Here is a 22225-nt window from a genome sequence, read left to right as displayed (position 1 = left end):
GATGCTCAGTGGCGAACAATGGAACCAACTCCTGCTGGGCTTTCTCAGTGAAGGCCGCGACCTGCTCAAGGAGGCCGAGGACAGCCTGCTGCGCCTGGAAGCCAGCCCCGCCGACCAGGACGCGGTCAACCAGTTGTTCCGCGCCGTGCATACCCTCAAGGGCTCCGCCGGGATCTTCTCGCTGACGCCGCTGGTCAACCTCACCCACCATCTGGAAAGCCTGCTGATGTCGGTGCGCGACGGTCAGCGCCTGCTCACCCCGGCGCTGACCTCATTGATGCTCAACTGCATGGACGAACTGAGCGCGATGATCGAACGGGTCGACCCCGACAGCGGCCTGCTGGACGCCGACGAAGCCCGCCAGGGGCCCTTGCTCGCCGCGCTGTTCGAAGCCCAGGGCCATGTCGCTGAACAGGCGCCGGAACCTGAGACCGCTACCGCGCCAGCCGCCAAGGCAACGCTCATCAATTGGCAGGTCTCGATTCGTTTTTCCGAAGAGCTGTTTCGCAACGGCTTCGACCCGGCGGCGTTCCTGCGCTACCTCAAGCGCCTGGGCGACATCAGCCAGTTGCAGACCGTCAGCAAGGCCCTGCCGGCACTGGCACAGCTCAACCCGGAAACCTGCCACCTGGGCTTTGAGTTCAACCTGCGCAGCGCCGCCAGCCAGGGCGAGATCGAGGATGTGTTCGAGTTTATCCAGGACTTCTGCACCTTGCGCCTGGTCCCGGAAGATCGTCTGCCGGTACCGGCGGCGGAAGCGCTGCTGGGGGCCCAGGCAATGCTCGAGCCGGCGCCGGAAAGAACCCCGGTCAGCCGCGACCGCCGGCCGCAGGACACCAGCCTGGTCAAGGTTGCCGCGCACAAGCTCGACGAGTTGATCAACCTGGTCGGCGAGTTGGTGATCAGCACCGCCGGGGCCCAGATGCACGCCCGGCGCAACGGCGACAGCGGCTGCCTGGAAAGCATCCAGGCGGTGCACCAGCACGTCGAACAGATCCGCGAAACCGCCTTGAAACTGCGCATGGTGGAAGTCGGCGAAACCTTCAACCGTTTCCACCGGGTGGTCCGCGATGTCAGCCAGGAGCTGGGCAAGCAGATCCAGCTGAGCCTGCGCGGTGGCGAAACCGAACTGGATAAATCGGTGATCGACAAGATCGCCGACCCGCTGACCCACCTGGTGCGCAATGCCATCGACCACGGCATTGAGTCCGCCGCCGAGCGCCTGGCCGTGGGCAAGCCCGCCGGGGGCAACCTGAGCCTCAACGCCTACCACGACTCCGGCATGATCGTGCTGGAAGTACAGGACGACGGCCGTGGCCTGAACACCGCGCGCATTCTCGAAAAAGCCATCGACAAGGGCCTGGTGGATCCGGATGCGCAACTGGCCGATGCGGACATCCACGGGCTGATCTTCGAGGCCGGGTTTTCCACCGCCGAGCAGGTTTCCAACCTCTCCGGACGCGGCGTCGGCATGGATGTGGTGCGTAGTGCCATCGACCAGTTGCGCGGGGTCATCGAGATCGACTCCCTGGCCGGCCAGGGCTGCACCTTCCGTATCCGCCTGCCACTGACCCTGGCGATCATCGACGGTTTCCAGGTCAGTGTCGGCCAGGACAGTTTTGTCATCCCCCTGGACATGGTCACCGAATGCATGGAGGCCAGCCCCGAGCAACTTGGCCAGGGCTACCTCAACCTGCGCGGCAAGCCACTGCCGTGCATCGCACTGGACAGCCATTTCGGCCTGAGCCCGAGCCGCGCGCGCCGGCGCAACATAGTCGTGGTCAGCCAGGGCCGCCAGCAGGCCGGCCTGATCGTCGATCATTTGCTCGGCGAACTGCAGACCGTGATCAAGCCCCTCGGCCAGATGTTCCAGCACCTGCGCGGCATCAGCGGCTCGACCATCCTCGGCTCCGGCCAGGTCGCGCTGATCCTCGATATCGCCAGCCTGTTCCGCCATTTGCAGAGTGCCGCCGAGCCCGCGTCGCCGGCTTCGCTCCACACCCCCTTGTCCAGCCTTTCAGGAGATTGATCATGCAATTCATCAGGAACATGAAGATAGGCATCCGCCTGACCGCGGGGTTCCTGCTGGTGGTGCTACTGACCGCGAGCATCGGCGTGATCGGCATCCGCAACCTGTCCCAGGTCAACAGCCTCTCGGACCGCATGTACGACCTCGACGTCACCGGCATGAGCCTGATGCAGGAAGCCAATATCCAGCTGATCGTCGTCGGCCGCTCGATGCGTCACACCCTGCTCGCCACCAGCCAGGCCGGGCGCGAACAATCCGCTGGCCAGGCGCGCGCCGCCATGGAGCAGACCCGCAAGCTGATCGCCGAGGCGCGTAAATCCTTTATCACCAAGGACGGCCTGGCCCAGCTCGATCAACTGGACGCGCCGCTCAAGGACTACGAGAACCTGGTCCAGCAGGTGCTCGCCACCCACCAGCAGTCCGGGCTGTTGCAGGAAACCAGCGACGTCACCGAATTGCTGCCCAAGGCCGTGGTCAGCGGCGACGTGGTGGACAAACTGATGGGCCAGGTCACCCGCGGCAAACAGGACCGCGCCGCCGAGGCCAACCAGCAGATCAACGATATCGCCACCCGCTCCCAGACCCAGATGATCGCCCTGATCATCGCCGCCACCCTGCTCGGCATTCTGGTCGGCGTGCTGGTGACCCGCAGCATCACCCGTCCGCTCAACGGTGCCGTGGAAGCCGCCAACCGCATGGCCGCCGGCGACCTGGGCCAGGACTTGCCGACCTCCGGCAAGGATGAGACCGGCCAGCTGCTGACCGCCATGCAGAACATGACCTTGCGCCTGCGCAGCATCCTCGGTGACGTGCGCAGCGCCGCCGACTCACTGTCCTCGGCTTCCGAACAGGTCAGCTCGACCTCGCAGTCGTTGAGCCAGGCAGCCAACGAACAGGCCGCCAGCGTCGAACAGACCAGCGCCTCGGTGGAGCAGATGTCCGCCTCCATCGCCCAGAACACCGAAAGCGCGAAGATCACCGACGGCATTGCCGGCAAGGCCGCCAATGACGCCGTGCAGGGTGGCGGCGCGGTGAGCGACACGGTGCTGGCGATGAAACAGATCGCCGACAAGATCAGCATCATCGACGACATCGCCTATCAGACCAACCTGCTGGCCCTCAACGCCGCCATCGAGGCCGCCCGCGCCGGCGACCATGGCAAGGGCTTCGCGGTGGTCGCCGCCGAAGTGCGCAAGCTGGCCGAACGCAGCCAGGTCGCGGCCCAGGAAATCGGTCAGGTGGCCTCCAGCAGCGTGCGCCTGGCCGAACAGGCCGGTCAGTTGCTCAATGAAATCGTGCCGAATATCCAGAAGACCTCGGATCTGGTCCAGGAAATCACCGCCGCCTCCCTGGAACAGAGTGGCGCCGCCGGGCAGATCAATATCGCCATGGGCCAGATGAACCAGATCACCCAGCAGAACGCCTCGGCCTCCGAAGAACTGGCGGCCACAGCCGAAGAAATGAATGCCCAGGCCGGGCAGTTGCAGGAGCTGATCGGCTTCTTCCGTTTCGACGGCGAAGCGGCGCCCGCGTACAAACCACAACCCCGCAGCTTCGACAGCTACACCAGCGGGCCCCAGGACGGCTTCAAAGGCCGCGCGCCGGTGGATGAAGGCCAGTTTGTCAGTTTCACTTGAGGGCCGGATCATGACTGCCAATCTGCGCCACGGGCTCCAGGCCCTGCACGAAGTGCCGCCGGCACCGAGCATCCAGCACCTGTCGTTCCGGGTACGCCAGGCCGCCTATGCGGTGCCGATCGACGGCGTGCGCGAGATCATCGAGTACGGCGACGTCACCGCCGTGCCGATGATGCCGGCGTTTATCCACGGAGTGATCAACCTGCGCGGCAACGTAGTGCCGGTGCTCGACCTGGCGGCGCGCTTCGGCTTCGAGCTGACCGCCGCCGGCAAACGCACCTGCATCGTGATCATCGAGCCGCAGCTCGACGGCAGCGCCCAGCGCATCGGCCTGGTGGTGGATGCGGTGGACGCGGTGCTGGATATCGACCCACATCAGGTGGTCCAGGCGCCGCCATTCGGTTCCGGGATCCGCACCGACTTTATCGCCGGCATGGCTCGCCACGAACAGGGCTTCACCATCATCCTGAATATTCCCCAGGTCCTGTCCCTGGACGATATCCGCCAGCTCAGCCTGGCCGTGGCCCAGGGCAACTGATGTCGAGCCAGCCCATGCTGCCCAGCCTCGGCGACAGCGAATTCCGTAGCCTGCAAAAGCTCATGGCCGAGGCCTCGGGGATCATCCTCGCGCCGAACAAACGGCCGCTGGTGGCCGGGCGCTTGATGAAGCGCCTGCGCCATTACCGGCTCGACAGCTACAGCGACTACCTGCGCCTGCTCGAACAGCAGACACATCTCAAGGAACGGCGGCTGGTGGTGGATCTGCTGACCACCAACGAAACCTACTTCTTCCGTGAGCCGGCGCACTTCGACTACCTCGGCCAGTGGCTCGGTCGTCAGCGCGGCCCGCTGAAGCTCTGGAGCGCGGCCTGCTCGTCCGGCGAAGAACCCTATAGCCTGGCCATGGTCGTCCAGGAGCATCTGCGCGGCGGTGACTGGTCGATCCTCGCCAGCGACCTGAGCCAGAGCATGCTCGAGAAGGCCAGAGACGGCATCTACGACATGGCCCAGGCGAAGAACTTCCCCCAGGGCTGGCTGCATCGCCACTGCCTCAGCGGCATCGGCGAGATGAGCGGACGCTTCCGGGTCCAGGCCGCGCTGCGCGAGCGGGTCAGCCTGCGCGAGATCAATATCGTCCAGCCGCTGCCCGATGGCCTGGGGCGATTCGATGTGATTTTCCTGCGCAATGTCCTGATCTATTTCAACAACGACGAGAAACAGCGCATCGTGCAACGCCTGGTCAGCCAGTTGCGTTCGGGCGGGCTGCTGTTCATCGGTCATGCGGAAAGCATCCACGGCTTCGACGTGCCGGTGCGACTGCTCAATCCCTCGGTCTACGAACGCTTATGAATCCGCCGCTGTTCCTGCGCCCTGGCGACTATTTCTTCGGTCGCCATCAAGGCAGTGTCACCACCCTGCTCGGCAGTTGCGTGTCGATCGTGCTCTGGCATCCCCGCTGGCAACTGCTGGCGGTGTCGCACTATCTGCTGCCCAACGATCCGAGCGCACGCAACGCCCTCGACACCCGCTATGGCGAAGGGGTGTTCCAGCGCATGCTGGCCGACATGCGCCGCCACGGCACCCATCCCCACGAATACCGCAAAAGCATTTTCGGCGGCGGCAGCCTGGTCCGCGCCGACGGCCCGCCGGCGCAGCGGGTCGGGCACAACAACAGCGCCTTCGCCCGGGAACAGTTCAGCCTGCGCAACTGGCCCGTGGACCACTGCGACCTCAACGGCCAGCACTACCGGCGCCTGCGCATCGACGGCACCAGCGGTCGAATCGAGCTCCAGCGCAACAGCGTGCAACCCATGCGCCTGGGGATGCGTCCACGATGATCCGGGTCTTTATCGTCGACGACTCGGCCCTGGTACGCCAGGTCCTTACCCAGTGCCTGGACAGCCACCCGAATATCCAGGTGATCGGCCAGGCCGCCGACCCACTGTATGCCATCGACAAGATGCGCCGCGACTGGCCGGACGTGCTGATCCTCGACATCGAAATGCCGCGCATGGACGGCCTGACCTTCCTGCGCCAGATCATGGCCGAACGACCGACGCCGACCCTGATCTGCTCGACCCTCACCGAGCAAGGTTCGGCGGTCGGTGTCGAAGCCCTGGCCGCCGGCGCGGTCGGGGTGTTCACCAAGGCCCGGCTGGGGCTCAAGCAAAGCCTGGAGCAACTGTCCGGAGAGCTGATCCGCAAGGTCGAGGAAAGCGCCCGGACGCGACCAGTGGCCCTTCGCCACAGCGTGCCTGCCGCAGAATCCGTCGTCACAGCCACGATCAGCTCGCTCAGGACCACCGACCGGGTGGTCGCCCTGGGCTGTTCCACCGGCGGCACCCAGGCCCTGGAATTCATCCTGCGGCAATTGCCACGTGACTGCCCGGGGATTGTCATCGTTCAACACATGCCGGAGAAGTTCACCGCCGATTTTGCCAGGCGCCTGGACAAGCTCTGCCAGATAGAAGTACGCGAGGCCAGGCACCTGGACCGCGTCCACAGCGGGCTGGCGTTGCTGGCACCGGGCGGCCTGCACATGCAGCTCAAACGCAGCGGCGCGCACTATCAGGTCGAGGTACTCGACGGGCCGCCGGTCAACCGGCACAAGCCGTCGGTGGATGTATTGTTTCGTTCAGTGGCCAGACAGGCGGGCGCCAACACCTTGGGCATTATCATGACCGGCATGGGCGACGACGGCGCGCGCGGGCTGTTGGCCATGCGTGAAAACGGCGCCTGTACGGTGGCCCAGGACGAAGCCAGTTGCGTGGTTTTCGGGATGCCGAAAGAGGCCATCCGCCTGGGTGCGGCACAGTGGGTCGAGCCCCTGGCGAAGCTGCCGAAAATGATCCAGCAGTTCGGTGACAGCGCCCGCCACGACTGAACAGAACAAGGTATCCGGCCCTTGAACCCGACATAAACACCGCAGCCCGCCGCGGCGACTGCGCCCTTCCTTTTGCGTCATTGGGCTTGAGCTTATGCTTTGTCGAATACTGCTTGCCGACGACTACCCGCTGTTTCGCGCGGGTATGAAGGCACTGCTGGAAAAACAACAAGAGTACGAAATCGTCGGCGAAGCAGGCGATGGCCAGGCGGCGATCGAGCTGGCCTCACGGCTCAAGCCGGATATCGTGTTGTTGGACATGTCCATGGAGCGGATGAACAGCGTGGCGGCGCTCAAGGAGCTGTCGTTGCGCGCGCCGCGCAGCAAGGTGCTGATGCTGTCGATGCACACCGACAGCCACTTCGTGATGAAGTGCCTGCAACTCGGCGCCCACGGCTACCTGCTGAAAAACGCCACGGTGCTGGAACTGGAGCTGGCGCTCAAGGCCTTGCGCCACGGCGGCCAGTACCTGTCCTCGGCGGTGGTGCCACTGGTGGTCGACCAGGCGGTGCGCCAGACCCACAGCCAGCCGATCAAGGCCAGCCAGGTCGCGCTGACGGCGCGGCAACTGGAAATCCTCAGGCTGATCGCCCGGGGCGAGACCACCCGCTCCATCGCGGTGGGGCTTGGCCTGAGCGTCAAGACCGTGGAGGCGCACCGCTCGCAGATCATGCACCGGCTGCGGATTCACGATATTGCCGGACTGGTGCTGTTCGCGGTGCGTGAAGGGATCATTCAGCTCAACGACTGAAGGGCCTCGCGCAAGACAGCAGGGATGCTCACCGGCTGGTTCGAGGCGCGATCGACGAACACATGGACAAAGCGCCCGGCCGCGCAGGCATCGTCTTCACCGGCCTTGAACACCGCCAGTTCGTATTGCACCGAGCTGTTGCCCAGCTTGCCGACCCGCAGGCCGATCTCGATGCGTTCAGGGAAGGCGATCGAGGCGAAATAATCGCAGGCCGAACTGACCACGAAACCGACGACTTCGCCGTCATGGATATCCAGGCCACCCTCTTCGATCAGGTAGGTGTTCACCGCCGTGTCGAAAAAGCTGTAGTAGGTGACGTTGTTCACGTGGCCGTAGACATCGTTGTCGTGCCAGCGCGTGACGATCGGCTGGAAGTGGCGGTAGTCGGCGCGTTGCGGCAGGCGGTCGGTCATGGCGGACTCCTGGGTCATGGCTGCAGGTGCTCGCTGATAAAGCGGAAATAGCGTTCGCGATAGGCCGGGATTTCATTGGCCAGGTGGTGCCGGGCGCCGGGCAGCATCAGCACTTCGGGATGGTCGAACTTGCTGCGCAGCACGTCGAGGTTATGCGTCCAGTCGACGGTCATGTCGGCCTCGCCTTGTACGATCAGGGGTCGGCGCGGGCTTTTCACCGCGGATTCGATACCGGGGATCCAGCGGGCCAGGGCACCGACCCAGGCGGTCGGCAGGCGCTGCGGCTGCAAGGGGTCGGCCTGGAGGAACGGCATGAACGCCGGGTCATTGGTGTTCTCGCTGAAACGCCGGGCGATGCCTTTGACGAAAGGCTTGAGCAGGTAATAACTGAACTTCGACCAGCCCCAGGCCCGTGGCCGCACCAGCGGCGAAAGCAGGACCGTCTGGCCCTGGGCCGGGCTGTCGCTGCCGTGTTTGAGCAGGTGGTCGATGATAATCGCGCCGCCGGTGCTCTGGCCGAACAGGTGCCAGGGTTGCGGCAGGCCGAGGATGCGGGCCTCGTTGAACAGGCCTTGCAACGCCTGCTGGTACTGACCGAAGTCATCGATGCTGGCCCGCTCGCCGCTGGACAGGCCGTGCCCCGGCAGGTCGCAGGCAATCACCGCGAAGCCCTGGTCCAGCGCCCAGTCCACGACATGGCGGAACAGGCCCATATGATCGTAGAAGCCGTGGAACAGGAATAGCGTGGCCAGCGGATCGGGTGGCAGCCAGAGCTGGCTCGCCAGCTCGAAAGTGCCGCTGCTGAAGCGGCCCAGGCGACGCACGACAGGCGACTTGCGCTGGGGCAAGTCGAGGCCATAGAAACGCTGGTAGGCTCGTGCCTCCTCCGACAACGGCTGCGCCGCGGCCAAGGGTCGCAGGCTGGAACGCAGGGAATCGGCGGCAAAGGTGGCGGACATAGGCTTTCCAGGTAAAGGCACGGCAACGCCAAGGGCGTTTTACAGACCTGCGATATTCATCTGTCAGGGCAGGCATGGCAAGCTACGCGACCTTCGAGGACACAATCGTCATGCCCCAGATGCGTCACAAGACATTACTCGCCGGGTTGCTCGCCTTGATCTGCGCGATGGGGCTGTGGTTCGCCTATGACTGGTTCCAGGGTCGTTATATCCGCGCCTTCAGCGAACAGACGGCACTGTTCGCCGGCGACAGCCTGAGCCTGCCGACTGAGCTGGCCGGGCCGGGGCCGATCCGCCTGGTGCACTTCTGGGACCCGGCCTGCCCGTGCAATGTCGGCAACCAACAGCACCTGGGGGAGCTGATCGAGCGGTTCGCGCCGCTGGGCGTTGAGTTCTACTCGGTACGGAAGCCTGGGACCCACGGTCAGTTGCCGGCCACCTTGAGTGCGATCAAGGCGCTGCCCGGCTTGCCGGGGGCCGAGCACCTGACGGTCAGCCCGGCGGTGGCGATCTGGGACCGCGACGGCAAGCTGGCTTACTTTGGCCCCTACAGCCAGGGCGCCACTTGTAATTCCAGCAACAGCTTTATCGAGCCGATCCTCCAGGCGCTGAGCGAAGGACGCGCGGTGAATGCCACCCACAACATGGCGGTGGGCTGCTATTGCCCGTGGCTGTCGTCCCCGTAGGGCGAACCGGACTTTTTACAGTAATCGCCCATTCGGCCGATGCATCCCCATACTCTCCTGTGCTAAACCTTCCCGGCCCAGTCCCGGTAGCCACAAGGATTCATGCATGAAACGCAGCCTGACCGTTCTCGCCGTCCTGATCGCCGCCATTGCCGGGGGTGGCCTGTGGTACGTCCAGAGCAAGCAGCCGATGCGTCAGGGCCAGGTCACGCTGCAGAACCTGCAAGGGCCGGTCACGGTGCGCTACGACGACCGTGGCGTGCCGCATATCCGTGCCGAAAACGACGCCGATCTCTATCGCGCCCTGGGTTACGTGCAAGCCCAGGACCGGCTGTTCCAGATGGAAATCATGCGCCGCCTGGCCCGCGGCGAACTGGCCGAGGTGCTCGGGCCCAAGCTGGTGGACACCGACAAGCTGTTCCGAGGCCTGCGCATCCGCGAACGGGCCGACCAGTACGTCGCCCAGCTCGACAAGCAGTCCCCCAGCTGGAAGGCCCTGCAAGCCTATCTGGACGGCATCAACCAGTATCAGGCGAGCCACGCCAGACCCGTGGAGTTCGACCTGCTGGGCATCGACAAGCGGCCGTTCACCGCCGAAGACACCATCAGCATCGCCGGCTACCTGGCCTACAGCTTCGCCGCCGCCTTTCGCACCGAGCCGCTGCTGACCTACGTGCGCGACAAACTCGGCGCCGATTACCTGAAGGTCTTCGACCTGCAATGGCGCCCCCAGGGCGCATTCGGCACCCCGGCGCCCTTGGCGGATGCCGACTGGAAGAGCCTCGGCGCCCTCGCCCAACTGAGCGACCAGGCCCTGGAACACGCCGGCCTGCCGCAGTTCGAAGGCAGTAATGCCTGGGTGGTGTCCGGCAGCCGGACCAAGAGCGGCAAACCGCTGCTGGCGGGCGACCCGCATATCCACTTTTCGACGCCCTCGGTCTGGTACGAGGCGCACCTCTCGGCGCCGAACTTCGAACTGTACGGCTATCACCAGGCGCTGGTGCCCTTCGCCTTCCTGGGCAATAACCAGGCGTTCGGCTGGAGCCTGACCATGTTCCAGAACGACGACCTCGATCTGGTCGCCGAGAAGGTCAACCCGGACAACCCCAACCAGGTCTGGTACCACGGCCAATGGGTCGAGATGACCAGCACCCAGCAGCAGATCGCCGTCAAGGGCGAGGCGCCGGTCACCGTCACCCTGCGTCGCTCGCCCCACGGTCCGATCGTCAATGACGCCCTCGGCGCCAACGGTGGAACCAAGCCGATCGCCATGTGGTGGGCCTTTCTCGAGACCCCGGACCCGATCCTCGACGCCTTCTACGAGCTCAACCGCGCCGACACCCTGGAGAAGGCTCGCACGGCCTCGTCGAAAATCCAGGCCCCGGGCCTCAACGTGGTCTGGGCCAATGCCAAGGGCGATATCGGCTGGTGGGCGGCGGCGCTGCTGCCCAAGCGCCAGGCCGGGGTCAACCCGGGCTTTATCCTCGACGGCAGCACCGGCGATGCCGACAAGGACGGCTTCTACCCGTTCAGCGCCAACCCCCAGGAAGAGAACCCGGCACGCGGCTATATCGTCTCGGCCAACGCCCAGCCGGTGTCACCCACCGGGATGGAGATTCCCGGTTACTACAACCTGCCCGATCGCGGCCAGCAGTTGAGTCGGCAACTGAGCGACAGCAGCGTGCGCTGGAGCCTGGAAAACAGCCAGAAGCTGCAACTGGGCACCACCACCGATTACGGCCCGCGCCTGCTCAAGCCGCTGCTGCCGGTGTTGCGCGAAGTGGTGAAAGACCCGTTGGAACTGAAGCTGGTGGAGCAGTTGGCACAGTGGAAGGGTGACTACCCGATGAGTTCCACCAGCGCCACGCTGTTCAACCAGTTCCTCTATGACCTGACCTATACCGCGATGCACGACAAGCTGGGCGACGACTATTTCAAGGCGCTGCTGAGCACTCGCGTGGTCGACGCCGCCCTGCCACGCCTGGCCGCCGACGAGCACTCGCCGTGGTGGGGCAAGGGCCGCGCCGAGACGGTGAAAACCGCCTGGCAAGCGAGCATCGCCCACCTCAAGGGGCTCTATGGCGACGACCCGGCCAGTTGGGTCTGGGGCAAGGCCCATACCCTGACCCACGAGCATCCGCTGGGCCGGCAGAAGCCGCTGGACCGGTTGTTCAATGTCGGGCCGTTCGATGCGCCGGGCAGCCATGAAGTACCGAACAACCTGTCGGCGAAGATCGGCCCGGCGCCCTGGGCGGTGAGCAACGGGCCTTCGACCCGCCGTCTTATCGACTTCGCCGATCCGGAGCACAGCCTGACCATCAACCCGGTGGGACAAAGCGGCGTGTTGTTCGACAAGTATTACGACGACCAGGCCGAGACCTATATCGAAGGCGGCTATGAGCAGGTGCGCCTGGATGAGGTGGAGGTGTCGGCCAATACCCGCAGTGTCCTGAAGCTGTTGCCGGGGAAGTGATCGATCAACGTGCAGCCCGGCGGAGGCGCCCTGGCGCCTCGCCATAGATTTCCTTGAATTTCTTGCTGAACGCCGCCTGGGATTGGTACCCGACCTGGACGGCGATATCGCTCAAGCCCAGGTGCGAATGGCTCAGCAAGCTGTACGCCAGCTCCATCCGCACCTGCGTCAGCAACACCCAGGGCGACGCTCCGGCCACTGCGGCGAACACGCGCATAAAGGTCGCCCGCGACATATTCGCCAACGCCGCCAGGGCCTCGATGGTCCACTCATGGGCCGGCTCCTCGAGCATCGCCTGCCAGGCCCGGCTCAGGCGCTTGTCGGCCAGTAACGCCAGGGTCCCGCTGGCGGGCGTCTGCTGTTGCAGATAGGCCCGCAGGATCAAGGTGAACAACGCCGACGACAGCGCATCCACCAGAAACCGCGCCCCGACCTGGTCACCGTCAGCCTCCACCCGTAGCAAGCTCACCAGCGCCGCCAATTGGCCGTTGGCTTGCAGCTCGCGACCGGAAATCAGCAAATACCCGGGCAACGCGGCGAACAGCATCGACTCGCGCTGGTAGTGGAAGCGGCCACAGAGAAGGTCCAGGCCCGCCGTTTCAACGCCGAACCGGTGCACCGGCAACAGACCGCCATGACTGATCCGCGCCGCCGTCGGCGCCACCCGTTGCCCCGGGCTGCGCAACAGATGACCGCCGCCACCGGGCAGCACCAGGATATCGCCGGCGTGCAGGCGCAAGGAGCGACCGTCCGGCAACTCGGCCAGGCAATCGCCGGACAGCACCAGATGATAAGGCGCGACCCCGACGCTTTCCTGCCCGTGATCCATGGCCCAGTCGCCCTGCAACTGGCAACGCAGGTCGAGACAGCCGCGGACGCCGGCAAGGGTGATGAGTTTATCGATCGAATTCATTTGCGCGTTTCGGACAAAACCTTGAGTGAATCGAACAAGAGTGATGACACCGGACAAAGGAGACTGAGCTCGTTGCCAAGCCACTCTACGCTTACCCTTTCAGGAGTTACTACTATGTTTCTCAATTGGTCCGAACTGCTGCCAACCATCAAGAATGCCTTTGGTGCCCTGGGCAAATCCAATCCGAAGATGGTCCAGGCCTATATGAAATTGGGCGAGGCCGCCGCGGAAAACAATGTGCTGGATGCCAAGACCCGCGAGCTGATTTCCATCGCCGTGGCGATTTCCACCCGTTGCGACGGTTGCATCGGCGCCCATACCGATGCGGCGATCAAGGCCGGGGCGACTCGCGAAGAAGTGGCTGCGGCCCTGGCTACCGCGATTTCGTTGAATGCCGGTGCGGCGTACATCTACTCGCTGCATGCGCTGGAGGCTTACGACAGCCTGAAGTCCTGAGGCTTTCGATTTGCGCAAAGGCGACTGGCCTCTTCGCGGCGGTGCGGCGATCCGACAAGCCCTGCTCCTACAGTGCAGTGTCGTATACAGATTTTGCGTACGACCTGAACTTGTAGGAGCAGGGCTTGCCGGATCGCCGCACCGCCGCGAATGCGTACTCCCAGACAACACCAGCTTCAAAGCAACCCCGCAAAATGCCGCCGAAACTGCTGCGGCGTCACCCCCAACCGTCGCTGGAACACACTGCGCATATGATGCGCATCACGAAAACCGCACTCATACGCCACGGTCTTCAATGGCGCCCCGGCGCTTTCCAGCATCACCCGCGCCGCATCCACCCTGGCCCGTTCGACAAACTCCGCCGGGGTCACCTGGGTCTCGCGGGCAAACACCCGGGAAAAATTCCGCACACTCATGTTCGCCGCCCGCGCCAACTCGGCAATACTCAAGTCCCCGGTCAGGTGCGCCAGCACATACTGCTGCACCTGGGCCACCGGCGACGAGGCCTCGGCGTGGGGCGCCAGGTACGGGCTGAACTGTGACTGCCCGCCCGAACGCTGGGTGAACACCACCAGCCGCTTGGCGACCTTCAGCGCCACCTGCGCACCGTGATCCTGTGACAGCAGGTACAACGACAAATCGATCCCCGCCGTCACCCCCGCCGAGGTGAACAGCCGATCGTCCTGCACATACAAACGATCGGCCTCGACCCGCGCGGCCGGGCACAACGCCGCCAATGCCGACGAATCACTCCAGTGGGTGGTCACCGTGCGCCCGTCGAGCAATCCGGCCCGGGCCAGCATGAAGGCGCCGTTGCAGATCGAACCGAAGCGCCCGGCACGGGCGCTGGCCCCGTGCAACCAGGCATGGAAGGCCTCACCGAAATCCAGCCCCGGCAAGCTCGGCCCGCCAGCGCACAGCAACAGGTCATAACGCTCCAGCGCCTCGCTGAAATGCCGATGCGCCTGGATCGCCAGGCCGTTGGAACAGGCCAGCCAACCGCGCTCGACACCGATCACTTCCAGCCGGTACTGGGTCTCGGGGGGCAGAAAGCTGTTGGCTTCGGCAAAGACATCCATGGGCCCGGTAACGTCCAGGGACTGGACGCCGGGGAACACCACAATGGCAAGGGTTCGAGTCATGGGCGGGTCTCGATGCAAGTCAGCGTTACGGTAACGCATGCCTCCGGCCGATGCGACAGCCGCTTCTATCACGCGCACACGCTGGCACGGAACCCGCCCCGAATGGCTGGATTCACCACCTTGTGTCGATTGTTGCCATCTCGCCCCGGCGCCAGACTGAACCCATCGGCGCCAACCGGGCGCTCCCCCAGAGGAAGTCTCGACATGAGCAACACCATTGCCGGCATCAAGATCCCCGACAGCGCCCTGGCCAAGGCCACCACCGAATACATTCGCGACGTGGAAAGCGATCTGCTCTACCACCACTCGCGCCGGGTCTTCCTGTTCGGCGCCCTGAGCGGCGAACGCAAGCAACTGGCCTATGATCCGGAGTTGCTGTACGTCGGCGCGATGTTCCACGACCTCGGCCTGGTGGAAGGCCACCGCAGCGATGACGAACGTTTCGAAGTCGACGGCGCCAATGCGGCCAAGGTATTCATGAAGCCTTACGGGCTGTCGGATGACGATATCGAGCAGGTCTGGCTGTCGATTGCCCTGCATACCACACCGGGGGTGCCGCAACATCTGCGGCCGACGGTGGCATTGGTCACGGCCGGGGTGGAAATGGATGTGCTGGGGATGGACTACGCGGCGTTTCCGAGCGCCCAGCGCGAAGCGGTGGTGCATGCGCATCCACGGGGGGAAGGGTTCAAGGAGTGCATCATCTGCGCGTTCGCCGAGGGGCTGCGCCATCGTCCGTTGACCACTTTCGGCAACGTGAAGACCGATGTGCTGAAGGACAAGGATGCAACGTTCAAGCCGATGAATTTTGTCGAGGTGATTCGGCGTTCGCCTTGGGCTGAATAAACCCCGGGAACATCGTGGCTAGCGCACGGAGTAGTCGGCGGTCGTGAGGGACTCTTCGCGGGCAAGCCCTGCTCCTACAGGTTTGGGTCGTACACAAAATTTGTGAACGACGCCGTACCTGTAGGAGCAGGGCTTGCCCGCGAAGCTTTTTGAGACCTACGCGGTCTCCGCCACCTTCGCCCGACGCACATCCGGCTGTTTCCAGGAGTCCGCCGCGCTTTCATCGATGGCCAACTGGATGGCTTTCTTGCGGCGCTCTTCGGCCTGGCGGCTGAAGTACCAGACCAGGAAGGTCACCAACGACACCGCCAGCAGGATCAGGCTCGCCACCGCGTTGATCTCCGGCTTCACGCCCAGGCGCACCGCCGAGAACACTTCCATCGGCAAGGTGGTCGAACCCGGCCCCGACACGAAGCTGGCCAATACCAGGTCATCCAGGGACAACGCGAAGGACATCATGCCCCCCGCCGCCAGCGATGGCGCGATCATCGGGATGGTGATCAGGAAGAACACCTTCCACGGCTTGGCGCCCAGGTCCATGGCCGCCTCTTCGATGGACAGGTCCAGCTCACGCAGGCGCGCCGACACCACCACCGCCACATAGGCCGCGCAGAACGTCGTGTGGGCGATCCAGATGGTGACGATGCCACGCTCCTGGGGCCAGCCGATCAACTGCGCCATGGCCACGAACAGCAGCAACAGTGACAGGCCGGTGATCACTTCCGGCATCACCAACGGCGCTGTCACCAGGCCGCCGAACAGCGTGCGGCCCTTGAAACGGGTGACGCGGGTCAGGACAAACGCCGCCAGGGTCCCCAGCGCCACTGCGGCCACCGCGGTGTAGCAGGCGATTTCCAGCGAGCGGGCCACCGAGCCCATCAGTTGGGTGTTGTCCAGCAAACCCACGTACCACTTCACCGACCAGCCGCCCCACACCGTCACCAGCTTGGAGGCGTTGAACGAGTAGATCACCAGGATCAGCATCGGCAGGTAGATGAACAGCAGACCCAGCACCAGCATCAGGTTGGAAAAACTGAAGCGCTTCATTCCTTGCCCTCCATTTCTTTGGCCTGACTACGGTTGAACAGAATGATCGGCACAATCAGGATCGCCAGCATCACCACCGCCAGCGCGGACGCCACCGGCCAGTCACGGTTGTTGAAGAACTCTTGCCACAGCACTTTACCGATCATCAGGGTTTCCGGACCACCGAGCAGCTCGGGGATCACGAACTCGCCCACCACCGGGATAAACACCAGCATGCAGCCGGCAATGATGCCGTTCTTCGACAGCGGCACGGTGATCTTCCAGAAGCTGTTGAAGGTGCTCGAACCCAGGTCCGAGGCGGCTTCCAGCAGGCTCTGGTCGTGCTTCACCAGGTTGGCGTAGAGCGGCAGGATCATGAACGGCAGATACGAATAGACCACCCCGATATACACCGCGAGGTTGGTATTGAGGATCTGCAACGGCTCGCTGATCAGTCCGGTCCACAGCAGGAACCCATTCAACAACCCGTTGTTGCTGAGGATCCCCATCCAGGCGTAGACGCGGATCAGGATCGCGGTCCAGGTCGGCATCATGATCAACAGCACCAGCACGGTCTGCAATTCCTTGCGCGCGCTGGCAATGGCATAGGCCATCGGGTAGCCGATCAACAGGCACAGCAGCGTGCTGAAGAACGCCATCTTCAGCGAGCCGAGGTAGGCCGCCAGGTACAGGTCGTCGTCCCCCAGCATCGTGTAGTTGCCGAGGTTGAGGATGATCTGCAGCTTCTGTTCAACGAAGGTGTAGATCTGGGTGTATGGCGGAATCGCCACGTCCGCTTCGGCAAAGCTGATCTTCAGGACGATGAAGAACGGCAGCATGAAGAACAGGAACAGCCAGAGGAAAGGAATCCCGATGACCGCATGGCGGCCACTGGGGGTTATTCGCCGCACCAGGGATTTGAGGTTCATGAGCGCAGTACCACGCCGCTGTCGTCTTCCCACCAGACGTAGACTTCATCGCCCCAGGTCGGACGCTGGCCCTGGCGCTCGGCGTTGGCGACAAACGACTGCACCAGCTTGCCGCACGGCAGCTCGACGTAGAACACCGAGTGGCCGCCCAGATAGGCGATGTCGTGGACCTTGCCCCGCGACCAGTTGTATTCGCAGGTCGGCGGCACCGGGGTCACCAACAGTTTTTCCGGGCGAATCGCGTAGGTGACACGCTTGTCCTGGACCGAGGTGGTGACGCCGTGGCCCACGTAGATATCGCGCTCCAGTTCCGGGCTGGCGATCCGCGCGTAACCTTCGGCGTCGTCCACCACTTCACCTTCGAAGATATTGACGTTGCCGATGAACTCGCAGACCAGGCGGCTGGTCGGGGTTTCATAGATATCGATCGGGCTGCCGATCTGGGCGATCCAGCCCAGGTGCATGATGGCGATCCGTTCGGCCATGGTCATGGCCTCTTCCTGGTCGTGGGTCACCATGACGCAGGTCACGCCGACGCGCTCGATGATCTCGACAAGCTCAAGCTGCATTTGCGAGCGCAGCTTCTTGTCCAGAGCACCCATGGGCTCGTCGAGCAACAACAGCTTCGGCCGCTTGGCCAGGGAACGGGCCAGGGCCACGCGCTGGCGCTGACCGCCGGAGAGCTGGTGCGGCTTGCGCTTGGCGTACTGGCTCATCTGCACCAGCTTGAGCATCTCGGCCACCCGGGCGTCGATCTCGGCCTTGGGGATCTTGTCCTGTTGCAGGCCGAAAGCAATGTTCTGCGCCACGGTCATGTGCGGGAACAAGGCGTAGGACTGGAACATCATGTTGATCGGCCGCTCATAGGGCGGCAGGTCGGTGATATCGACACCGTCGAGGTAAATCCGACCTTCGGTCGGGCGCTCGAAGCCGGCAAGCATGCGCAGCAAGGTGGATTTACCCGAACCCGATCCGCCGAGCAGGGCGAAGATCTCGCCCTTCTTGATTTCCAGGGACACATCGTCCACGGCAATCGTCTCATCGAACTTCTTGGTGACCCTGTCGATTTTGACCAGCACCTGTTTAGGTGTCTGGTCGCCCTCGAGGGCTTTCTTATAGGCGCCGGAGGCAACTGCCATTTGTAAAACTCCCAACAAGATTTAGCCGCCGGGCCTGGGTGACCCGGCTTTGGATGGTTCGACCCACGGGCACTATTTGCCCGACTTGACCTTGGTCCAGCTGCGGGTCATCAAACGTTGGATTTTCGGGGGTAGTTCAGAATTGACATACAACTTGTCCAAGACTGCCTGCGGTGGGTAAACCGCTTCATCGGTACGCACGGACTGATCCATCAGAGCGCCAGCCTTTGGGTTCGGGTTGGCATAACCGACATAATCGCTGACCTGGGCAATCGCTTCAGGCTGCAGCAGATAATTGATAAAGGCGTGCGCTTCCTTGACGTTGCCGGCGTCCCTGGGGATCGCCAGCATGTCGAACCAGAGGTTGCCGCCTTCCTTGGGAATCACATAGGCGATGTTCACGCCTTTCTTGGCTTCTTCGGCGCGTTTCTTCGCTTGGAAGATATCGCCGGAGAACCCGGCCGCCACGCAGATCTCGCCATTGGCCAGATCGGAAATGTACTTGGACGAGTTGAAGTAGGTGACGTAAGGACGGACCTTCAGCAGCTTCTCTTCGGCCAGCTTGTAGTCTTTTTCATTGGTGCTGTTGGGGCTCAGGCCCATGTAGTTGAGCACCGCCGGAAGCATTTCATCGGCGGAGTCGAGGAACGCCACGCCGCAGCTGGAGAGTTTCTTCAGGTTCTCCGGCTCGAACAGCACCGCCCAGGAGTCGATCTTGTCGACGCCCAGCGCCGCCTTGACCTTCTCGACGTTGTAGCCGATGCCGTTGGTGCCCCACAGATAAGGCACGGCGTACTGGTTGCCCGGGTCGTTCTTTTCCAGGCGCTTCATCAACGCCGGGTCGAGGTTCGCGTAGTTGGGCAACTGCGCCTTGTCGAGCTTCCGGAACGCGCCCGCCTTGATCTGCTTGCCGAGGAAATGGTTGGACGGCACCACCACGTCATAACCGGTATGGCCGGCCAGCAACTTGCCTTCCAGGGTTTCATTGGAATCGAAGACGTCATAGACCGGCACAATACCGGTGGCTTTCTGGAAGTCCGCCAGGGTGGTCTGCCCGATATAATCCGACCAGTTATAAACATGCACGGTCGGTGCTGCTTGCACACTGACCGCCAAGGTCAGGCACGCGCCCGCCAGCATGGCTTTGCGAAAGAAAGAAATAGACAAGTGGAGGTCCTCTGGAAATCCGCGGGAGCTGCCAAAGGCTGCGCAACTCCCGCAGGTTGTCTCAAATCGGCTTATTTACCCGATTTGATCTTGGTCCAGCTGCGGGTCATTTCGCGCTGGGTCGCCGCCGGCAAGTCGGCGATGGCATACAGCTTGGCCTGCACATCCGCTGGCGGGTAGATGCCCGGGTCGCTGGTGATGCTCTTGTCAACCAGTGCGGTCGCCTTGTCGTTACCGTTAGGGAAACGCACGCTGTCGGTGATCGCCGCCATGACTTCCGGCTTGAGCAGGTAGTTCATGAACTTGTAGGCCGCTTCGGTGTTTTCCGCATCTTTAGGGATAGACACCATGTCGTAGAAGCTGCCAGCCCCTTCTTTAGGAATGCTGTAGGCGACTTTGACCTTGTCACCGGCTTCGGCGGCACGGGACTTGGCCTGCTGGACATCACCCGAGTAACCGATGGCGACACAGATGTTGCCGTTGGCCAGGTCAGAGATGTACTTGGACGAGTGGAAGTAGGAAATCGAAGGACGCAGTTTGAGGAACAGGTCTTCGGCTTTCTTCAGATCTTCCTTCTTCTGGGTGTCGGTCGGCAGACCCAGGTAGTGCAGGGCCACCGGCAGCATTTCGGTCGGCGAATCGAGGAAGCTCACGCCGCAGCTCTTGAGCTTGGCGAGGTTCTCGGGCTTGAGCACCGCGTCCCAGGAATCGATCTTGTCCACGCCCAGCGCGGCCTTGACCTTCTCCGGGTTGTAGCCGATGCCGATCGAACCCCACATGTACGGGAAGGCGTGCTTGTTGCCCGGGTCGCTGACCGAGACAGCCTTGAGCAGCGACTGGTTCAGGTTGCCGTAGTTGGACAGTTTCGACTTGTCCAGTTCCTGGTAGACACCGGCCTTGATCTGCTTGGCCAGGAAGTTGTTGGATGGCACAACAATATCGTAACCGGACTTACCGGCCAGCAACTTGGCTTCCAGGGTTTCGTTACTGTCGAAGACGTCGTAAACCACCTTGATGCCAGACTCTTTTTCAAAGTTGGCAACGGTGTCCGGCGCGATGTAGTCGGACCAGTTGTAAACGTGCAGCACCTTGTCGTCCGCGTGAGCGGCACCGGCCAATGCACCTGCCAGGGACAGGGCGAGGAGAGTCTTGCCGGCTACGTTCTTACCTAATGCCTTCATGCGTCATGCTCCAATTTATTCTTTTTAACCCGCTGTTCGGCGGCCGATTCCCGGGCAACTCGAAACAGTGGGGGTAGTCTGGCAAGATCCAAGGTAGCCTTTCAAGGAAAGACCACCCTTTCTGATTGCTCTGAGCGAAAGCACCTACACCGTACTTCCGGCTCAGAGCCTAGCACTTAGCCCTGCAACGCACTCAGGGTCAGATCCAGGCACTTGCGTGCCTTGGCCACCAACTCGTCGATCTCGGTTTTGCTGATCACCAGTGGCGGCGCAATGATCATGGTGTCGCCAACGGCACGCATGATCAGTCCATTATCGAAGCAGAACTGCCGGCAGATCATGCCGACGCCCTTACCTTCATACCGCGCACGGGTGGCCTTGTCCTTGACCAGTTCGATGGCGCCCAACAGGCCCACACCGCGAACTTCACCCACCAACGGATGATCGTTCAGTTCCCGCAGACGTTTCTGCAAATAGGGTGCCGTTTCACTCTGGACGCGCTCGATAATTTTTTCTTCGCGCAGGATACGGATGTTTTCCAGGGCAACGGCCGCGGCCACCGGATGGCCGGAATAGGTGAAACCGTGGTTGAAATCGCCGCCTTCGTTGAGCACTGCGACCACTTCGTCCCGCACGATCAGGCCACCCATGGGGATATAGCCGGAGGTCAGGCCCTTGGCGATGGTCATCATGTCGGGCTTGAGGCCGTAGAAATCGCTGCCGAACCACTCACCGGTGCGACCGAAACCACAGATCACTTCGTCGGCGACGAAGAGGATGTCGTACTTGGCGAGGATTTCCTTGATGCGCGGCCAGTAGCTGTCCGGCGGCACGATCACACCGCCCGCGCCCTGGATCGGCTCGGCGATAAAGGCGCCGACATTATCCACGCCCAGCTCGAGGATCTTCTCTTCCAGTTGATTCGCGGCCCAGACCCCGAACTCTTCAGGGCTCATGTCGCCGCCTTCGGCGAACCAGTAAGGCTGCGGGATATGGACGATGCCCGGGATCGGCAAGTCGCCCTGCTCGTGCATATAGGTCATGCCGCCCAGGCTCGCACCGGCCACGGTGGAACCGTGATAACCGTTCTTGCGGCTGATGATGACCTTCTTGTTCGGCTGGCCCTTGATCGCCCAGTAGTGGCGGACCATGCGCAGCATGGTGTCGTTGCCTTCGGAGCCGGAACCGGTGAAGAACACGTGGTTCATGCCTTCCGGCGCGATCTCGGAAATGGCCTTGGCCAGTTCCAGCACCGGTGGGTGGGCGGTCTGGAAGAACAGGTTGTAATAAGGCAGCTCGCGCATCTGTTTGCTGGCGGCGTCGGCCAGCTCATCGCGACCGTAGCCGATGGCCACGCACCAGAGGCCGGCCATGCCGTCGAGGATCTGGTGGCCCTCGCTGTCCCAGAGGTAGACGCCCTTGGCGTGGGTGATGATACGCGGGCCTTTCTCTTTCAGCTGCTTGAAGTCGCTGAAAGGGGCCAGGTGGTGATCACTGCTGAGGGCTTGCCACTCACGGGTTTGCGGGTTGTTGCTGGTCATACGGATCTCCTAGTTCCAGTAAGGGCGCGGTCTTTATCTACCGCGCCCGGCGC

Annotated in this window: 21 protein-coding genes; 11 read left to right on the top strand and 10 right to left on the bottom strand. The window is 63.0% G+C overall.

The features are described from left to right. Window position 1 precedes the first annotated feature (1 nt). The 7 genes from M5C01_RS28845 to M5C01_RS28815 all read left to right on the top strand — a co-directional run bounded on the left by M5C01_RS28845 (window position 2) and on the right by M5C01_RS28815 (window position 7301). Window positions 2–2029, top strand: coding sequence for a chemotaxis protein CheA (locus M5C01_RS28845; RefSeq protein ID WP_152741656.1), 2028 nt, complete (start codon window positions 2–4; stop codon window positions 2027–2029). Between the two features lie 2 nt (window positions 2030–2031). Then, on the top strand, window positions 2032–3666 hold the full coding sequence (locus tag M5C01_RS28840; RefSeq protein WP_152741657.1) for a methyl-accepting chemotaxis protein: 1635 nt from the start codon (window positions 2032–2034) through the stop codon (window positions 3664–3666). Between the two features lie 10 nt (window positions 3667–3676). Further along, window positions 3677–4204: a chemotaxis protein CheW gene (locus M5C01_RS28835; RefSeq protein WP_152741658.1), complete on the top strand. Its 528-nt coding sequence runs from the start codon at window positions 3677–3679 to the stop codon at window positions 4202–4204. Continuing rightward, window positions 4204–5016, top strand: coding sequence for a CheR family methyltransferase (locus tag M5C01_RS28830; RefSeq protein ID WP_152741659.1), 813 nt, complete (start codon window positions 4204–4206; stop codon window positions 5014–5016). Before M5C01_RS28835 ends, M5C01_RS28830 begins: the two co-directional genes overlap by 1 nt. Further along, window positions 5013–5504: a chemotaxis protein CheD gene (locus tag M5C01_RS28825; RefSeq protein WP_152741660.1), complete on the top strand. Its 492-nt coding sequence runs from the start codon at window positions 5013–5015 to the stop codon at window positions 5502–5504. The genes M5C01_RS28830 and M5C01_RS28825 overlap by 4 nt, the downstream gene beginning before the upstream one ends. Next, a complete protein-coding gene (locus tag M5C01_RS28820; RefSeq protein WP_152741661.1) occupies window positions 5501–6550 on the top strand; it encodes a chemotaxis response regulator protein-glutamate methylesterase in 1050 nt (349 codons plus the stop codon). Before M5C01_RS28825 ends, M5C01_RS28820 begins: the two co-directional genes overlap by 4 nt. 94 nt (window positions 6551–6644) lie before the next feature. Next, a complete protein-coding gene (locus tag M5C01_RS28815; RefSeq protein WP_152741662.1) occupies window positions 6645–7301 on the top strand; it encodes a response regulator transcription factor in 657 nt (218 codons plus the stop codon). Here the strand turns inward: M5C01_RS28815 and M5C01_RS28810 are convergent. After that, window positions 7286–7714, bottom strand: coding sequence for a thioesterase family protein (locus M5C01_RS28810; protein WP_152741663.1), 429 nt, complete (start codon window positions 7712–7714; stop codon window positions 7286–7288). The two genes, M5C01_RS28815 and M5C01_RS28810, sit on opposite strands and share 16 nt — an antisense overlap. Window positions 7715–7728: 14 nt before the next feature. Beyond that, a complete protein-coding gene (locus M5C01_RS28805; protein ID WP_152741664.1) occupies window positions 7729–8673 on the bottom strand; it encodes an alpha/beta hydrolase in 945 nt (314 codons plus the stop codon). Window positions 8674–8783: 110 nt separating this feature from the next. On the opposite strand from M5C01_RS28805, the gene M5C01_RS28800 reads away from it, so the two are divergent. Further along, a complete protein-coding gene (locus M5C01_RS28800) occupies window positions 8784–9359 on the top strand; it encodes a DUF6436 domain-containing protein (RefSeq protein ID WP_248764423.1) in 576 nt (191 codons plus the stop codon). Between the two features lie 106 nt (window positions 9360–9465). Beyond that, window positions 9466–11832 carry a penicillin acylase family protein gene (locus M5C01_RS28795; RefSeq protein ID WP_152741666.1) on the top strand — a complete coding sequence of 789 codons (2367 nt, stop codon included), beginning with the start codon at window positions 9466–9468 and terminating at the stop codon, window positions 11830–11832. 4 nt (window positions 11833–11836) lie between these two features. On the opposite strand, the gene M5C01_RS28790 is transcribed toward M5C01_RS28795, so the two are convergent. Next, window positions 11837–12745, bottom strand: a complete 909-nt coding sequence (locus M5C01_RS28790) for an AraC family transcriptional regulator (RefSeq protein ID WP_152741667.1) — start codon at window positions 12743–12745, stop codon at window positions 11837–11839. Window positions 12746–12859: 114 nt separating this feature from the next. Here M5C01_RS28790 and M5C01_RS28785 point away from each other — a divergent pair, with 114 nt between their 5' ends. Next, window positions 12860–13201, top strand: coding sequence for a carboxymuconolactone decarboxylase family protein (locus M5C01_RS28785; RefSeq protein ID WP_100944057.1), 342 nt, complete (start codon window positions 12860–12862; stop codon window positions 13199–13201). Window positions 13202–13377: 176 nt separating this feature from the next. On the opposite strand, the gene M5C01_RS28780 is transcribed toward M5C01_RS28785, so the two are convergent. After that, complete coding sequence (locus M5C01_RS28780; RefSeq protein WP_152741668.1) at window positions 13378–14343, bottom strand: helix-turn-helix domain-containing protein; 966 nt, start codon at window positions 14341–14343, stop codon at window positions 13378–13380. 204 nt (window positions 14344–14547) lie between these two features. On the opposite strand from M5C01_RS28780, the gene M5C01_RS28775 reads away from it, so the two are divergent. Then, window positions 14548–15189 (top strand): HD domain-containing protein, encoded by a 642-nt coding sequence (locus tag M5C01_RS28775; protein WP_152741669.1) that lies wholly within the window; start codon window positions 14548–14550, stop codon window positions 15187–15189. 156 nt (window positions 15190–15345) lie between these two features. Here the strand turns inward: M5C01_RS28775 and M5C01_RS28770 are convergent, their stop codons facing one another. From M5C01_RS28770 to M5C01_RS28745, 6 genes are all read right to left on the bottom strand, one after another. After that, on the bottom strand, window positions 15346–16236 hold the full coding sequence (locus M5C01_RS28770) for an ABC transporter permease subunit (RefSeq protein ID WP_103495439.1): 891 nt from the start codon (window positions 16234–16236) through the stop codon (window positions 15346–15348). Then, window positions 16233–17144 carry an ABC transporter permease subunit gene (locus M5C01_RS28765; protein ID WP_103495440.1) on the bottom strand — a complete coding sequence of 304 codons (912 nt, stop codon included), beginning with the start codon at window positions 17142–17144 and terminating at the stop codon, window positions 16233–16235. Before M5C01_RS28765 ends, M5C01_RS28770 begins: the two co-directional genes overlap by 4 nt. After that, window positions 17141–18283: a polyamine ABC transporter ATP-binding protein gene (gene potA / locus M5C01_RS28760; RefSeq protein WP_103495441.1), complete on the bottom strand. Its 1143-nt coding sequence runs from the start codon at window positions 18281–18283 to the stop codon at window positions 17141–17143. Before potA ends, M5C01_RS28765 begins: the two co-directional genes overlap by 4 nt. A 72-nt stretch (window positions 18284–18355) precedes the next feature. Further along, entirely contained in the window at window positions 18356–19450 is a 1095-nt protein-coding gene (locus M5C01_RS28755) for a polyamine ABC transporter substrate-binding protein (protein ID WP_152741670.1), read from the bottom strand. Window positions 19451–19521: 71 nt separating this feature from the next. After that, entirely contained in the window at window positions 19522–20631 is a 1110-nt protein-coding gene (locus tag M5C01_RS28750) for a polyamine ABC transporter substrate-binding protein (RefSeq protein ID WP_152741671.1), read from the bottom strand. 176 nt (window positions 20632–20807) lie between these two features. Continuing rightward, window positions 20808–22172, bottom strand: coding sequence for an aspartate aminotransferase family protein (locus M5C01_RS28745; protein WP_103495444.1), 1365 nt, complete (start codon window positions 22170–22172; stop codon window positions 20808–20810). Window positions 22173–22225: the final 53 nt, after the last annotated feature.

Source organism: Pseudomonas sp. MWU12-2319 (assembly GCF_023242525.1).
GTDB classification, from domain to species: Bacteria; Pseudomonadota; Gammaproteobacteria; order Pseudomonadales; family Pseudomonadaceae; genus Aquipseudomonas; species Aquipseudomonas gingeri_D.
This window is presented reverse-complemented; position numbering and strand designations above follow the sequence as displayed.

What these genes read in the sequence shown, in the direction of transcription:
- M5C01_RS28810 (WP_152741663.1), bottom strand. Translation starts at nt 7,714, where the DNA reads ATGACCGACCGCCTGCCGCAACGCGCCGACTACCGCCACTTCCAGCCG.
- M5C01_RS28765 (WP_103495440.1), bottom strand. Translation starts at nt 17,144, where the DNA reads ATGAACCTCAAATCCCTGGTGCGGCGAATAACCCCCAGTGGCCGCCAT.
- M5C01_RS28845 (WP_152741656.1), top strand. Translation starts at nt 2, where the DNA reads ATGCTCAGTGGCGAACAATGGAACCAACTCCTGCTGGGCTTTCTCAGT.
- potA (WP_103495441.1), bottom strand. Translation starts at nt 18,283, where the DNA reads ATGGCAGTTGCCTCCGGCGCCTATAAGAAAGCCCTCGAGGGCGACCAG.
- M5C01_RS28785 (WP_100944057.1), top strand. Translation starts at nt 12,860, where the DNA reads ATGTTTCTCAATTGGTCCGAACTGCTGCCAACCATCAAGAATGCCTTT.
- M5C01_RS28835 (WP_152741658.1), top strand. Translation starts at nt 3,677, where the DNA reads ATGACTGCCAATCTGCGCCACGGGCTCCAGGCCCTGCACGAAGTGCCG.
- M5C01_RS28805 (WP_152741664.1), bottom strand. Translation starts at nt 8,673, where the DNA reads ATGTCCGCCACCTTTGCCGCCGATTCCCTGCGTTCCAGCCTGCGACCC.
- M5C01_RS28795 (WP_152741666.1), top strand. Translation starts at nt 9,466, where the DNA reads ATGAAACGCAGCCTGACCGTTCTCGCCGTCCTGATCGCCGCCATTGCC.
- M5C01_RS28825 (WP_152741660.1), top strand. Translation starts at nt 5,013, where the DNA reads ATGAATCCGCCGCTGTTCCTGCGCCCTGGCGACTATTTCTTCGGTCGC.
- M5C01_RS28820 (WP_152741661.1), top strand. Translation starts at nt 5,501, where the DNA reads ATGATCCGGGTCTTTATCGTCGACGACTCGGCCCTGGTACGCCAGGTC.
- M5C01_RS28750 (WP_152741671.1), bottom strand. Translation starts at nt 20,631, where the DNA reads ATGAAGGCATTAGGTAAGAACGTAGCCGGCAAGACTCTCCTCGCCCTG.
- M5C01_RS28830 (WP_152741659.1), top strand. Translation starts at nt 4,204, where the DNA reads ATGTCGAGCCAGCCCATGCTGCCCAGCCTCGGCGACAGCGAATTCCGT.
- M5C01_RS28800 (WP_248764423.1), top strand. Translation starts at nt 8,784, where the DNA reads ATGCCCCAGATGCGTCACAAGACATTACTCGCCGGGTTGCTCGCCTTG.
- M5C01_RS28815 (WP_152741662.1), top strand. Translation starts at nt 6,645, where the DNA reads ATGCTTTGTCGAATACTGCTTGCCGACGACTACCCGCTGTTTCGCGCG.
- M5C01_RS28775 (WP_152741669.1), top strand. Translation starts at nt 14,548, where the DNA reads ATGAGCAACACCATTGCCGGCATCAAGATCCCCGACAGCGCCCTGGCC.
- M5C01_RS28780 (WP_152741668.1), bottom strand. Translation starts at nt 14,343, where the DNA reads ATGACTCGAACCCTTGCCATTGTGGTGTTCCCCGGCGTCCAGTCCCTG.
- M5C01_RS28770 (WP_103495439.1), bottom strand. Translation starts at nt 16,236, where the DNA reads ATGAAGCGCTTCAGTTTTTCCAACCTGATGCTGGTGCTGGGTCTGCTG.
- M5C01_RS28790 (WP_152741667.1), bottom strand. Translation starts at nt 12,745, where the DNA reads ATGAATTCGATCGATAAACTCATCACCCTTGCCGGCGTCCGCGGCTGT.
- M5C01_RS28745 (WP_103495444.1), bottom strand. Translation starts at nt 22,172, where the DNA reads ATGACCAGCAACAACCCGCAAACCCGTGAGTGGCAAGCCCTCAGCAGT.
- M5C01_RS28840 (WP_152741657.1), top strand. Translation starts at nt 2,032, where the DNA reads ATGCAATTCATCAGGAACATGAAGATAGGCATCCGCCTGACCGCGGGG.